This window comes from Glutamicibacter sp. X7 (assembly GCF_054889245.1).
In genome coordinates this window covers 1,223,817-1,236,909 of record NZ_CM142678.1, presented here as the reverse complement: position 1 = coordinate 1,236,909, position 13,093 = coordinate 1,223,817, and the positions used below count along the sequence as shown (strand labels likewise).

General features: G+C 64.0%; 13 protein-coding genes. 2 read left to right on the top strand and 11 right to left on the bottom strand.

Features of this window, described 5'->3' with window-relative positions; genetic code table 11:
* Positions 1–8 precede the first annotated feature (8 nt).
* Positions 9–1,142 carry a bifunctional 2-methylcitrate synthase/citrate synthase gene (locus ACYU0X_RS06050; RefSeq protein WP_461902436.1) on the top strand — a complete coding sequence of 378 codons (1,134 nt, stop codon included), beginning with the start codon at positions 9–11 and terminating at the stop codon, positions 1,140–1,142.
* A 54-nt stretch (positions 1,143–1,196) separates the two neighbouring features.
* Here ACYU0X_RS06050 and ACYU0X_RS06045 read toward each other — a convergent pair whose 3' ends face one another.
* The 11 genes from ACYU0X_RS06045 to ACYU0X_RS05995 all read right to left on the bottom strand — a co-directional run bounded on the left by ACYU0X_RS06045 (position 1,197) and on the right by ACYU0X_RS05995 (position 11,996).
* Positions 1,197–1,958: a VOC family protein gene (locus ACYU0X_RS06045; RefSeq protein ID WP_461902435.1), complete on the bottom strand. Its 762-nt coding sequence runs from the start codon at positions 1,956–1,958 to the stop codon at positions 1,197–1,199.
* Between the two features lie 84 nt (positions 1,959–2,042).
* Positions 2,043–2,534, bottom strand: a complete 492-nt coding sequence (locus ACYU0X_RS06040; protein ID WP_461902434.1) for an 8-oxo-dGTP diphosphatase — start codon at positions 2,532–2,534, stop codon at positions 2,043–2,045.
* Positions 2,535–2,579: 45 nt separating this feature from the next.
* Positions 2,580–3,569, bottom strand: a complete 990-nt coding sequence (locus tag ACYU0X_RS06035; RefSeq protein WP_461902433.1) for a site-specific tyrosine recombinase XerD — start codon at positions 3,567–3,569, stop codon at positions 2,580–2,582.
* A gap of 17 nt (positions 3,570–3,586) precedes the next feature.
* Positions 3,587–4,252, bottom strand: coding sequence for an NUDIX domain-containing protein (locus ACYU0X_RS06030; RefSeq protein ID WP_418908868.1), 666 nt, complete (start codon positions 4,250–4,252; stop codon positions 3,587–3,589).
* Between the two features lie 90 nt (positions 4,253–4,342).
* Positions 4,343–6,028: a CTP synthase gene (locus tag ACYU0X_RS06025; RefSeq protein WP_418908867.1), complete on the bottom strand. Its 1,686-nt coding sequence runs from the start codon at positions 6,026–6,028 to the stop codon at positions 4,343–4,345.
* Positions 6,029–6,306: 278 nt separating this feature from the next.
* On the bottom strand, positions 6,307–8,037 hold the full coding sequence (gene recN, locus ACYU0X_RS06020; protein ID WP_461902432.1) for a DNA repair protein RecN: 1,731 nt from the start codon (positions 8,035–8,037) through the stop codon (positions 6,307–6,309).
* A gap of 9 nt (positions 8,038–8,046) precedes the next feature.
* Positions 8,047–9,090 (bottom strand): NAD kinase, encoded by a 1,044-nt coding sequence (locus tag ACYU0X_RS06015; RefSeq protein WP_461902431.1) that lies wholly within the window; start codon positions 9,088–9,090, stop codon positions 8,047–8,049.
* Positions 9,091–9,178: 88 nt separating this feature from the next.
* Entirely contained in the window at positions 9,179–9,973 is a 795-nt protein-coding gene (locus ACYU0X_RS06010) for a TlyA family RNA methyltransferase (protein WP_461902430.1), read from the bottom strand.
* Positions 9,970–10,152, bottom strand: a complete 183-nt coding sequence (locus ACYU0X_RS06005) for a hypothetical protein (protein ID WP_461902429.1) — start codon at positions 10,150–10,152, stop codon at positions 9,970–9,972. Before ACYU0X_RS06005 ends, ACYU0X_RS06010 begins: the two co-directional genes overlap by 4 nt.
* Positions 10,149–11,156, bottom strand: coding sequence for an HAD-IIA family hydrolase (locus ACYU0X_RS06000; RefSeq protein ID WP_461902428.1), 1,008 nt, complete (start codon positions 11,154–11,156; stop codon positions 10,149–10,151). Before ACYU0X_RS06000 ends, ACYU0X_RS06005 begins: the two co-directional genes overlap by 4 nt.
* A gap of 15 nt (positions 11,157–11,171) precedes the next feature.
* Positions 11,172–11,996, bottom strand: a complete 825-nt coding sequence (locus tag ACYU0X_RS05995) for a tetratricopeptide repeat protein (protein ID WP_418908863.1) — start codon at positions 11,994–11,996, stop codon at positions 11,172–11,174.
* 90 nt (positions 11,997–12,086) lie between these two features.
* Between ACYU0X_RS05995 and ACYU0X_RS05990 the strand changes: the two genes are divergently transcribed.
* A complete protein-coding gene (locus ACYU0X_RS05990; protein WP_461902427.1) occupies positions 12,087–12,971 on the top strand; it encodes a hypothetical protein in 885 nt (294 codons plus the stop codon).
* Positions 12,972–13,093: the final 122 nt, after the last annotated feature.

Below are 13,093 nucleotides of genomic sequence, written 5' to 3'. Positions count from 1 at the left end.
CACGCACAATGACCGAGGACATCAAAAAGGGACTGGCCGGCGTCGTGGTGGACTACACCGCGATTTCCAAGGTCAACCCGGAGACCAACTCGTTGCTCTACCGTGGCTACCCGGTACAGGATCTGGCCGCGGCTAAGTCCTTCGAAGAAGTGGCGCTACTGCTGTGGAACGGTGAATTGCCCAGCGAAGTGGAATGCTCGGAATTTTGCGCCTTCGAGCGCGCCAACCGGGCCCTGGACTCGCGCGTCAAGGCGGCGATCGACCTCTTGCCGGTAGACTGCCACCCCATGGATACCGCGCGCACCGCGGTGTCGGTCATCGGGGCGAACCACCCGCTGGCCTCGGATTCCTCCCCGGAAGCCGAACTGCGCAAGGCCAAGGAACTGTTCGCGGCCTTCCCGGCCGTGGTCGCCTACGATCAGCGCCGGCGGCGCGGGCTCGAGCTCGTCGAACCGCGCGAGGATCTGAACTATGCCCAGAACTTCCTGTGGATGACCTTCGGGGAGGAGGCCGCCGAAGAGGTTGTCGACGCCTTCCGCGTCTCGATGGTGCTCTACGCGGAGCACTCCTTTAACGCCTCCACCTTCGCGGCCCGTGTCATCACCTCGACGCTGGCGGATCTGCATTCGGCCGTCACCGGCGCCATCGGTGCCTTGAAGGGCCCGCTGCATGGCGGGGCCAACGAAGCGGTGATGCACACCTTCGACGAGATCGGTATCGATAAGAACGAATCCCGTGAAGAGGCGGCCGCCCGCGCCAAGGCGTGGATGGAGAAGGCGCTGAGTGAAAAGAAGAAGGTCATGGGCTTCGGCCACCGCGTCTACAAGCACGGCGATTCCCGGGTGCCGACCATGAAGGCCGCCCTCGACCGCATGATCGAGTACTACTCGCGCGACGAAATCCTCGGTCTCTACGACGGGCTGCAGGTGGCCATGGACGAGGCCAAGGGAATCCAGCCGAACCTGGATTACCCGGCCGGTCCGACCTACCACCTGATGGGTTTCGACACCGAGATGTTCACTCCGCTGTTCATCGCCGCGCGCATCACCGGCTGGACCAGCCACATCATGGAGCAGCGGACGTCAAATGCGCTCATTCGTCCGCTCTCGGCCTATAACGGTCCGGAGCAGCGCTCGTTCTAACCGCTCCGACAGATGCGGTCCGCGCCCCTGCTTCGGGGTGCGGGCCACATCTGTTTAACGCGCGGCGGAGGCGATGATTTGGAAGGAACCGCCCTCACGGTCGGCCACCGTGGCCAGCCGCCCAAAGGGGGAATCCATAGGGCCATCCAACAACGCGCCGCCGAGTTCGATCACCCGTTCCACCCCGGTGTCGACATCGTCGCACTGGAAATAGACCCGCCAGTAGGAACCGGCCGAGGCGGGCAGGAAACCGGCGGCGTCGCAGAGCCCGGCGGTGGCTTCGCGTTCCGGTCGATTCGTCACATAGTTTAAGCCGCCTTCGATTTCGGCAGGCTCCCAGCCCAGGGTCTGCCGGTAGAACTCCACATCGGCCGCGTACCCCTGACTCATCTGTTCGAACCAGACCGGGGTGCCCTGGGTTGCTTCGGCACCGAAACCGGCGAATTCGTCCCGCTGCCACAATCCCACGCTGGCCCCCGAAGGGGTCGCTACCCGTGCCATGGTGCCTAATTCGCCAACCGGCATGGCCTCGTCGAGCACCATGCCGCCGGCGGCCGGGACCTGCGCAAGAAGCTCCTCGAGGTGCTCCGCGGCCAAATACACATTCCAGCCCACGGGTTCCTGCGGGGCGCCGGGTTGCGGTCCCGCGGCACCGCCGATCATCGTGCCATCGGGCGTGGACAGCATCTGGTAGTGGCCGAAATCCTCGCCCATGTCCTCGCTACGCCAGCCGAAAAGCCCCGCGTAAAACTCGGCAAATTCCTTGGGGTCACGATATGCAAGATCGATCCATACTGGGTCGCCGACGCGTGCCATCTTCTCTCCCTCGACGCAGTGCTGTGTGCTCCGTCCATCATGCACCGGCAGAGATAGCTTGGCTAGGGGCCGCCCGCCGCGGAACTACCAGAGTTCGAAGTCGACCGCATCGACCTGCACGTTATCGGTGGCCATCTGCACGGTGGCGGTGAAGCGCTCCCCCGCCAGGATCCGTGGCAGCCATCGGGCGGCGTCCTGCCACATGCGCTGCACCGGCAACTCATCGGTGCCGAACCACTGGGGGCGCAATTCCACGTTGGAGGTCAGCTCGCCGCCGAAGCGGCTGGCCGCAAAGACCTGGCAGTCCATGTCGGCCAGCGGTTGAGCGGGGAACCGGAACCGAATGGTGGCCACATGAGTCAGGTCCTCGGTGGAAACCTGGTAGCCGGTTTCTTCCTGTAGCTCGCGGGCCGCGGCCTGTACCGGCAGTTCGCCGGGTTCCAGCTTCCCGCCTGGGGCCACCATATTCCCGGCGCCAAACCCACGGAGCTTGAGGCCAAGGAGCACTTCTTGGCGCCCCCGAGTGGTGTCGCGGGTCAACAAGGTCAGCGCAACAGGCTGCGGCGGCCGGGTCATCGGCGGTACTCCCCCTCGGTGCTCGGGTTGATCTGCGGTGCTACCTTAGCGGGCACGGGGATGTGCCTGTAGGTAAGCGTCGCGCAGCGTGGCAATGGTGACCTTAGTGTAAAGCTGGGTCGTGGTGACCGAAGCGTGCCCCAACAGTTCTTGAACCACACGCACATCGGCCCCACCCTGCAAGAGGTGGGTGGCAAATGAATGACGCAGGGTATGCGGAGAGATTTCCACCCCGAGTTCGGCCTGCTTCGCGGCCTTGTTCAGCAACAACCACACCGACTGGCGCGAGAGCCGCCCACCGCGTTGATTCACGAAGAGCGCCGGAGTGCCTTTGCCCTTGGCCACCAGCCCGGGTCGGGCCCGGACCAGATACTCGTCAAGGGCGGTGCGCGCGTAGCTGCCCACCGGCACCAGCCGCTGTTTCGATCCCTTACCGGTCAGGCGCACCACGCCGCGTTCGGCCAAATGCAGATCGTCGACGTCCAGCTCGATCAGCTCGGTGATGCGAGCCCCGGTGGAATACAGCAGTTCGACAATGGCCCGGTCCCGAAGAGCCGCCGGCGTATCGCCGGTCACTGCTTCGAGCAGCGCGGTGACCTGATCGATGTCGATAGCTTTAGGCAGGGCCTGGGGGTAGGCCGGGGGCTGGACCTCGCGGGCCGGATTCGGCAGGCAGGTACCCTCGAGTTCCCAGAACTTGTGAAGCTGGCGCAAGGCCACGGTATGACGAGCAACAGAGCGCGCCGAGAGGGCCGGCTGCTCCGCGGTGCCACGGGCCAGCTGCTGCAAATAACCGGTGACCGCCTCCGGCGTGATGCCGCCGGGGCTGCGAATGCCGCGCTCGGTCAATGCCCCGAGATAACGAACCAGGTCCCTGCGGTAGGAGGCCAAGGTGTTCGCGGCCAGACCGCGTTCAATGCCCACATGTTGCAGGTACTCACGTAGCGCGGAGGCATGGTCAGCCGGCAGGTCTTCCAGGCGCCAGCTAGTTCTCGCGGCGAAGGCGGAACCCTCGGAGGCAGGTTCGGACGGCATGGGGGTCACGAAAACGCTTAACGGTAGTTCGGGTGTGCGGTGAACTCTGCGTTGGCCGGGCGCAGGGATGCGTAGCCTGCATCGCGTGCGGCACTGGCAGCCAGCACTCCGGCGATGGCGGCCGGGTTGTGGATGCGCCCGTCGAGTATCGCCTTGACGGCCTGCTCCAGGGGCACCCACGCGAATTGCATTTCTGCTTCCTCGTCGGTGCGCTCATGACGCTGATCTTCGGCCACCAACTGCGGTTCGCGGGCCAAGAAGATGCGTATCGCTTCGGAGGAAGACCCCGGAGAAAGGAACAGGTCGGTCAACACCGACCACTGTCCGGCGGTGCGGTCGGCCTCTTCCCAAAGTTCACGCTGCGCCGCAGCCAACGGTGGTTCTCCGGCCACGTCAAGCAGTCCGGCGGGAAGCTCCCATAACCGCATGCCCACCGGATGGCGGTACTGGTTGATGAGCAAGACCCGGTCCTGGTCATCGAGTACGACCACGCACACGGCCCCGGGATGCTCGATGTAGTCTCGTTCGATAACCGGGCCGTCTTCGGAAAGCTCCACGGAGTCGTGGAGCACGTTCCAGATACGTCCCTCATAGACGGTTTCACGCGCCAGTACCTGACGTTCCGAGATCTCGTCACCGAAGACGTTCTCGGTTGCCTCCGAGTTTTGCTGTGACTGCATCATGTTCCTTTTCGCGGGGTGAGGGCACATTCAATGGGCCTAGAAAGCACGGCGGCCCGCCGAAGAGAACTTCGACGGGCCGCTAGACATTTGCTACTTCGCGCCGCGTACTTCCAGCGCCGCGTTCACCAAACCGGCGAACAGCGGGTGCGGACGCGTCGGGCGGCTGGACAGCTCGGGGTGAGCCTGCGTCGAGACGTAGTACGGGTGCGTCTCGGCGGGCAGTTCAACGAACTCGACCAAGCTACCGTCCGGAGAGGTACCGGCGAAGACCAGACCGGCTTCTTCCAGCTGCTCACGGTAGGCGTTGTTGACCTCATAACGGTGACGGTGACGTTCGGCCACCTCGGTGCGACCGTAGGTAGTGGCGATCACCGACCCTTCGGCAAGCTTTGCGTCGTAGAGACCCAGACGCATGGTGCCACCCAAATCGCCCTGACCATCGACGATGGCCAGCTGCTCTTCCATGGTCGCGATCACCGGAACCGGGCTCTGGGGATCGAACTCCGTGGACGAGGCCCCTTCGAGTCCGGCCACATTGCGGGCGTACTCGATCACCATGGACTGCAGGCCAAGGCACAGGCCCAGGGTCGGGATCTTGTTCTCACGGGCAAACTTGAGAGCGCCGAGCTTACCTTCGAGGCCGCGGATGCCGAAGCCGCCGGGCACGCAGATGGCGTCGACGTCGGAGAGCTCGGTACGTGCGCCGGACTCGGTCGCGCAATTATCCGATGGGATCCAACGGATCTCCACCTTCGCGTCATTGGCGAAGCCGCCGGCCTTCAGTGCCTCGGTCACCGATAGGTAGGCATCGGGCAGGTCGATGTATTTGCCGACCAGCCCCACGGTGACATGGTGCTTCGGGTTGTGCACCACATCGAGCAGGCGGTCCCAATCGTCCCAGTCCACGTCGCGGAACTTCATGTCGAGGGTCTGCACGATGTAGGCGTCGAGGCCCTGGGCGTGAATAACCTTCGGGATGTCGTAGATGCTCGGGGCGTCGGGGCAGTTAATGACTGCCTCTGCGTCCACATCGCAGGTGCGGCCGAGCTTGGCACGCATCTCGTCCGGGATCGGACGATCCGAGCGGATCACTAGCGCCTCGGGCTGGATACCGATGGAACGCAGCGCGGCAACGGAGTGCTGCGTCGGCTTGGTCTTCAGCTCGTGGCTCGGGCCAATGAACGGCACCAACGAAACGTGCACAAAGAATGCGTTCTTGCGCCCAATGTCCTGACGGACCTGACGGGCGGCTTCGAGGAATGGCTGCGATTCGATGTCGCCGACGGTGCCACCAATTTCGGTGATGATCACATCCGGGGCGGTTTTGCCGGCCCCTGGTTCGGTGGCTGCCAAGCGCATACGACGCTTAATTTCGTCGGTGATATGCGGGATGACCTGAACGGTGTCGCCCAGGTATTCGCCGCGGCGCTCACGTTCGAGAACGGTGGAGTACACCTGACCGGTGGTTACGTTGGCGCTACCGGGGAGGTTCTCATCCAAGAAGCGTTCGTAGTGTCCGATGTCGAGGTCGGTTTCCGCACCGTCGTCGGTCACGAAGACCTCGCCGTGCTGGAAGGGGTTCATGGTCCCCGGGTCCACGTTCAAGTAGGGGTCGAGCTTCTGCATAGTCACGGAAAGACCACGGGCTCGAAGAAGATGTCCAAGGCTGGATGCCGTCAATCCCTTACCCAGGGAAGAGGCCACACCGCCGGTGACGAAGATATGCTTTGTCGTTTCAGACGACCGGGAATCACGAGAAGTATTACGCTGCACCACGGGATTTCATCCTATCACCAACTTGGATTCGAACACTACGAGAAACTCTACGGCACCTCGGCCATGGCGGAGAACAAACTTCACATTCCGGCACCCGACGCGGCGGACACGGGATCGCTCAGCGACGGCCGAGCACGGTCCCGTTCCTCGCATTTGGCGCGGAAACACTGGGGTGTCTCGCCATGGGTGATGGCACCGACTGCCGGGGAGCAACGCATGTGCCCTCCGGCAGTGAGCATGGATTCCGCTCCGGGTGGCAGCCCAGAAGGTGCCGGATATTACAGCGCGGCCACCAGCTGGCGGGCCGATTCGAGGAGCTCTTCGGCGTGGGCGCGGGCCGTGTCGGAGTCCTCCTGGCCGGCGAGCATGCGCGCGAGCTCTTGGACCCGTTCGTCGTCGGCCAACTGCACCACATCGCTAGCGGTGAAGCCCGCTTCCCCGGCGCCACCCTTGCCGGAACTCTTGATCACCCGAATGTGATTGTTGGCGTAGGCCGCCACCTGAGGCAGGTGCGTGACCACGATGACCTGCACGTGCTTAGCCAGCATCGCCAGTCGTTCCCCGATGCTCACCGCGGCCTTGCCGCCGACTCCGGAATCCACCTCATCGAAGACGAAGGTAGGCACCGGATCCACGGCGGCCAACACCACCTCGATGGCCAGCATGACACGGGACAGCTCGCCGCCGCTGGCTCCCTTACCGAGGGCGCGTGGGGCGGCCCCGGGATGCGGCGCCAACATCATATTCACCGCGTCCTGCCCGAAGGCACCGGGCTCCTCGAGTTCGGTGAGCTCGATGACCAGCTTGGCATCGGGCATCGCCAATGCGGTCAGTTCGTCGCTGACTCGACGTGACAGCGTTGCCGCGGCCTTGGCGCGAGCCGCGCTGAGTTCCGCGGCCAGCGAGCCTACGGTCTGCTCCAGCTCGGTCACTTGGAGTTCCAACTCCTCGATCCGGTTCGAGTCGTCGCCAAGCTCCTCGAGACGGCGAGCCGAGGATTCGGCCCAGGCGAGCACCTCATCAACACTCGGTGCGTATTTGCGGACCAGTTTGCTCAATTCGGCACGCCGCGATTCGATCTGGGCCAAGCGTTCGGGCCCTTCCTCGTCCAGATCGGCGAGATAGCCAGACATATCGCTGGAAAGCTCCGAGGCGAGAATCCCTAGCTCGGCGGCCCGCTCGGCAAATCCGGCCAAGGCCGCGTCATCGCCACTGGCCTGCGCCAGAACGCCGCGCGCCGACTCAATCAGAGTGGAGATCCCTGGGTTCTCGAAGTCTTCCGAGTCGATAAGCGATCGAGCCTGTGTGGCGGCGGTTCGCAACGATTCCACATTGCCCAGTTTGATGGACATCTCGCGTAGCGATTCGTCCTCCCCCGGCTGTGGGTCGACCGCCTCAATTTCGGCCAGCGCCAACCGCAGATTCTCGGCCTCACGCACCCGGTCACGGGACTCCTGTTTCAGGGTGGTCAGTTCCTTGCTGGAGGAACGCCACTGCCGGTAGGCGCGCTGGTAACGACTCAGGGTACGTCCGAAGCCGGTTCCGGCGAAGCGATCCAGGGCGTCACGTTGCGCGGCGGGCTCCTTGAGTCGGATCTGATCCGACTGGCCATGGACCGCCACCAACTCTTGGCCAAGCTCCGCGAGCAGGCCGACCGGGGCGCTACGTCCACCGATGGTGGCTTTGGAACGTCCCGTGGCGGACAACGAACGGGTTAACAGCAGTTCGCTGTGGGCTTCGTCTTGGTCGATAAACGCTCCGGCATGGCTGGCCGCTTCGAGCACCGGGTGATCGTGCTCGAGGTGTATGACAGCTTCGGCCAAGGCGTGCTTGGCCCCGGTGCGCACGGCGCCGGCGTCAGCGCGGCGCCCCAAGAGCAAGGCAAGTGCGGTGATGACCATGGTCTTACCCGCGCCGGTTTCACCGGTGACAACGGTCAGCCCGGGTCCAAGCGGCAAGGTCGCCTGGGAAATCACGCCCAGGTTCGAGATCGAAATTTCCTGAATCAAGGCGTGCTCCTAGTTGCTGGTGCGCGTCGAATCGTCGTGCACGATCAAAGGTGGGCCGGGCTCGTCCTTATGCTGCGGTTCCACCACGTGGACCGCCGGGGACAGGAACGGCAAGGACTGCGTGGCCTGACGGCGCAGATCTCCGCGAGCTGGGCCGCGCCACCCCTGGATGGGTAGCTCAAACTTGTTGACCAGTCGCTCGGAGAACGGGATGGTGCTCAAGCGGGCCAGTTTCACCGGAGTGTCGCTGCGGGTTGCCTCGACACGAGCTCCGGGCGGCAGGTCCACGGTACGGCGGCCGTCGCACCAGAGCACGGCTTCGGCGTCGGTGCGGGTAAGAATTTCCACGGCCATGATCGAGGTCGGGGCGATAACCATCGGCTTGGCAAAGAGTGCGTGCGCGCTAATCGGCATCATGATCAAAGCCGAGACCTCCGGCCAGACCACCGGGCCGCCGGCGGAAAAGGCGTAGGCCGTCGATCCGGTCGGGGTCGCCATCACCACGCCATCGCAGCCGAAGGTGGAAATCGGACGGCCATCGACCTCGATCACCACTTCGATCATGCGCTCGCGGTTGGCCTTTTCCACCGCTGCCTCGTTCAGCGCCCAGGTCTGTCCGAGGCAGACATTCTCGCGCCACACGCTGACCTCGATGGCCATGCGTTCCTCGACGGTGTAGTCCCCTGCCACCAGTTGGCGGACCGTACTGGCTAATTCGCTGGATTCGGCCTCGGCCAAGAATCCCACGTGCCCCAGGTTGACGCCCACGAGGGGTAAGTCTGCGGAACGCACCATTTCAGCGGCGCGCAGCACCGAACCATCGCCACCGAGCACCACGCCGAGGTCAACATCGTCCAGGGTGCAATCCTCATCGAGGATATGCACCGGGATATGTTCGGCATCGTGGTCGGCCGCGGCGGCCATCACGGCCTCTTGGTCGGCCTTGCGCATCACCGGGACAACCCCGGCTTCATAGAGCAGGGCGCTGGTCTCGATGGCGGCGGCAATCGCGTCTTTTCGTCCCGTGTGGGTGAAGATTAGAATGCGGCGCACGGCGCGGGGCCCCTCTCAGTCTGGTTACGCCCGACAGATAGCCAGGCCGCGGAGCGTCCGTGGCCAGCCATCGCCAAGCAGTTCATCACTAAGAATAGTCAACGGAACCGAACATTTGTTCCATTAAGCCCGTCTGTGGACCTGGTGCCGTGGTTTTTTGGAACCAGGCGAAGAATTCAACGTTGCCGTCCTGCCCGGGTAGCTGGCTGCGTCCCAGCCCGGCCAAGCCGAGCCCGACCTGCAACGCTGCCTGTACCACCTGCTCCACGGCACTACGGCGCAACTCCGGCGAGCTCACCACGCCGGTTTTACCCACATGTTCCCTGCCGACCTCAAACTGCGGTTTGACCATCAACAGCAGGTCACCGCCTGCCCGGGTGGCCCCGGCTAACGCCTCGAGCACGAGCCGGAGGGAAATAAAGGATAGGTCTGCAACCACCAAATCGACTTCACCGCCGATATCCGCGGGGTCCAGGTAGCGCACGTTCAGCCCCTCGTGCACGCTCACGCGCTCGTCAAAACGAATTTCGTCGACAAGTTGTCCATGTCCGACATCGACCGCCACCACGTGGGCGGCTCCGCGACGAAGCAGTACATCGGTAAATCCACCCGTGGAGGCCCCTGCGTCCAGCGCGCGAACCCCGGCGGGATTCAATGAGCCGAAATGGTCCAGTGCACCGGCGAGTTTATGACCGGCTCGTGAAACGTACTGGGTGGAGCTATCCTGCGCGACGCTGATCGGGATCTGCGCGGCAATCTTTTTGGACGCCTTGGTGGACGGGTGCCCGTCGACTTGCACGAGACCCGCCTCAATGAGTTTGGCGGCCTCGGTCCGGGAGCGTGCCAGACCGCGCGCCACCAACTCCATATCGAGCCGATTCATGCCCCACGCTCCGTGCTTTTCAGTGCCTGCTGCAATCCGGTGAGGAGTTGCTCGTAGCGGGCGGGATGCTCGGTCACATCCAATCCCGCAAGTTCCTGAAGGCGTTGCTCAATCGAGGCATCGCTTGGCGTCTCGGCACCCGACCCGGGTAGGCCGGGCACCGGGGGCACGCTAGTCATCGGGCGCCCGCCCGCAGAGTGGACAGCGACTGGCTGGTGAATTCCACGGTCGGGTCATTCGCCTCAGCGCTATGCGGATGAGCCAACCACCAGGCGTTGCACGCCGCGCGCCAGGAGTCGAGGTCGCTGTCGTTTCCGGTGACCAAGACGCGGTCATCCTGCACGCGGGCCACTGCCTCGCCCACCTGTACGCCATGACCCAGCACCTGGATGGTGGGGTATGGCTGATAGAGCTCAGACAAGGAGCGAATCAGATACTTTGGACGTTCCTCGGCCGGGGCGCCGAGCGCTTCACGCGGCGAATCGACCCCGGTCAGCACGAGTGCCGAGGAAAAACCGGCCCGGTTGGCACCTAAAATATCGGTGTCCAACCGGTCGCCAACCACCAGGGGACGACGCGAGTCGGTGCGTTCGGCTGCTCGCCGGAACAGGTACGGCTCCGGCTTGCCGGCCACGAGCGGGTTCACCCCGGTGGCGCGCTGCACGCACGCCACCAGCGAACCGTTGCCCGGGGCAATGCCCTCGGCACGCGGAATGGTCAGGTCGGTATTCGTCGCCACCCAACGGGCACCGCGCGCGATCGCAAAACTGGCTTCGGAAAGGTGCCGCCAAGACACGTCGGGGTCGAAACCCTGGATGACCGCGTCCGGCTCATCGGTGTGCGACTCGACAACCTCCATGCCACGAATGGATACGCATTCGCGCAGGTAGGGCGAGCCGACAACCAGCACCTTGGCTTCCGGGTTGAGCTCGCGAGCGAGCATCTCGGCGCCGGCATCGGCCGAACCAAACACCTGCTCGGCGGTCGTATTCACCCCGAGCTGGCGCAGGTGAACCGCTACCGACATCGGCGAACGTCCCGCGTTATTCGTCACGAAGGCCAACGAAACTTCGATCTCCGCGAGCGTATTCAACGCCTCCACTGCGCCATCAATGGCCTGCGGGCCGGCATACACCACACCATCTAGGTCGGCCAGGACCGCGTCATACCCCGAAATCAGCATGCGTGCTCATACCTCTTAGTTCGTCTCGGACTGCTCGTCGGTTGACGGAACTTCGTTCAGCCCGTCTTCCTCGTCAATCCCCTGCTCGCCAGTCTTGTCCGAGGCTACCAAATCATCTTCGTCGGCGGACTGCTCCGCCGCTGCATCGGCGTCGTTAGCAGACTCCTCAGCTTCCACCAGATCCTTGGCGCGCGGAGTCTGCTCTTCCTCGTCCATTTCCGGAGCAAGGTCGATGATGAAGGAGTCCATCGAGTTATCCACGCCGAGTGCTTCTTCGGCCACGGCGACCTGAGCGTTCCAGCGCTTTGCTTCCTCGGCACGACCGACGGTCGAAAGCAGGTCGGCGTAGGCGGTGAACAGGCGCGGGCTGTAGCTGTAGGCGCGGTTGAAGTCCAGCTGCGGCAGTGCTTCAAGCTCGGCCACGGCCTTATCCAGCTGTCCGAGGTCGGCGTAGGCACCGGCGACCACCATATGCATCTCGACGCGCATCGCCACCGGCAATTCGCTGAGGTCTTCCTCGCGGGCCATTTCAATGGCCTTCTGCGGACGACCCATGCCGCGCAATGCATCGGCGATCAACGCTACGTTCTCATTCGAACCGCTGATGCGGCGGTGGGTGCGCAATTCGCGCACAGCGTCGGCAAATCGCTCGGCGTGGTACGCGGCAATGCCCACTGCTTCACGAACTACTGCCACGCGACCGCCGCGACGGGATGCAGCCATCGTGTGCTGGTAGGCAAGCTCAGGGTCGACGTCGAGGAGACGGCCGGCCATCACCAGGTGCTTGGCCACCCAACCGCGGTTGCGGTCATCGAGGTAACGCAACTGCGCCAGGGTCACCTTGTCTAGTTCCTTGCCGGTGACATCCTCATCGATATCCGGGGATGCATCGCGGTCTGCGCGGTTGGAAATGCGCAGGTCGCCTGGGTTGTGGGCACGGTACTGCTCGGTGGCCGGAGTCTCATCGTCGCGGCGTCCAGCCGAGCGCTTGAAGCCGTCCTTGCCGCGCTGGCCATCGCGCTTCTTGAACCCGCCATCACGGCGGTCATCGCGACGCTTGAAGTCTCCGCCGCGGTTGTCCTCACGACGGTCGCGGTTGAAGCCGCCCTCGCGGCGCTCTCCGCGGTCGTCACGACGCTTGAAGTCTCCGCCGCGGTTGTCGTCGCGACGATCGTTACGGCGGAAGTCGCCGCCGCGGTTGTCGTCGCGGCGGTCGCGGTTGAAGCCGCCCTCGCGGCGCTCACCTCGGTCGTCACGACGCTTGAAGTCACCGTCACGACGGTCGTTCCGACGGAAATCGCCACCACGGTTGTCGTCGCGACGGTCGCGGTTGAAGCCACCTTCGCGGCGCTCACCGCGGTCGTCGCGACGCTTGAAGTCACCGTCACGACGGTCGTTACGGCGGAAGTCGCCGCCGCGGTTGTCGTCACGGCGGTCGCGGTTGAAGCTGCCCTCGCGGCGCTCACCTCGGTCATCGCGACGCTTGAAGTCACCACCGCGATTGTCGTCGCGACGATCGTTGCGACGGAAATCTCCGCCACGGTTGTCGTCACGGCGGTCGCGGTTGAAGCCACCTTCGCGACGTTCACCGCGATCATCACGACGCTTGAAGTCACCATCACGACGGTCATTGCGACGGAAGTCCCCGCCACGGTTGTCGTCACGGCGGTCGCGGTTGAAGCCGCCCTCACGGCGCTCACCGCGATCATCGCGACGCTTGAAGTCACCATCTCGACGGTCATTACGGCGGAAGTCTCCGCCATTATCGTTGCGGCGGAAACCGGACTTGCCGGCCTCCCCTCGTCCCTTACCTGAGCTGTCGCGATAATCGTTAGCCATACCCTTTGAATTCCTCTCAGCGGGTAAAAGACGATCCCGCAAACGTTCGCTTCCGGCTTTGGCCGGTCGCTTCCCTATTCATAAATCTCTGATGGCGC

What these genes read in the sequence shown, in the direction of transcription:
- ACYU0X_RS06050 (WP_461902436.1), top strand. Translation starts at nt 9, where the DNA reads ATGACCGAGGACATCAAAAAGGGACTGGCCGGCGTCGTGGTGGACTAC.
- ACYU0X_RS06045 (WP_461902435.1), bottom strand. Translation starts at nt 1,958, where the DNA reads ATGGCACGCGTCGGCGACCCAGTATGGATCGATCTTGCATATCGTGAC.
- ACYU0X_RS06040 (WP_461902434.1), bottom strand. Translation starts at nt 2,534, where the DNA reads ATGACCCGGCCGCCGCAGCCTGTTGCGCTGACCTTGTTGACCCGCGAC.
- ACYU0X_RS06035 (WP_461902433.1), bottom strand. Translation starts at nt 3,569, where the DNA reads ATGCCGTCCGAACCTGCCTCCGAGGGTTCCGCCTTCGCCGCGAGAACT.
- ACYU0X_RS06030 (WP_418908868.1), bottom strand. Translation starts at nt 4,252, where the DNA reads ATGATGCAGTCACAGCAAAACTCGGAGGCAACCGAGAACGTCTTCGGT.
- ACYU0X_RS06010 (WP_461902430.1), bottom strand. Translation starts at nt 9,973, where the DNA reads ATGAATCGGCTCGATATGGAGTTGGTGGCGCGCGGTCTGGCACGCTCC.
- ACYU0X_RS06005 (WP_461902429.1), bottom strand. Translation starts at nt 10,152, where the DNA reads ATGACTAGCGTGCCCCCGGTGCCCGGCCTACCCGGGTCGGGTGCCGAG.
- ACYU0X_RS06000 (WP_461902428.1), bottom strand. Translation starts at nt 11,156, where the DNA reads ATGCTGATTTCGGGGTATGACGCGGTCCTGGCCGACCTAGATGGTGTG.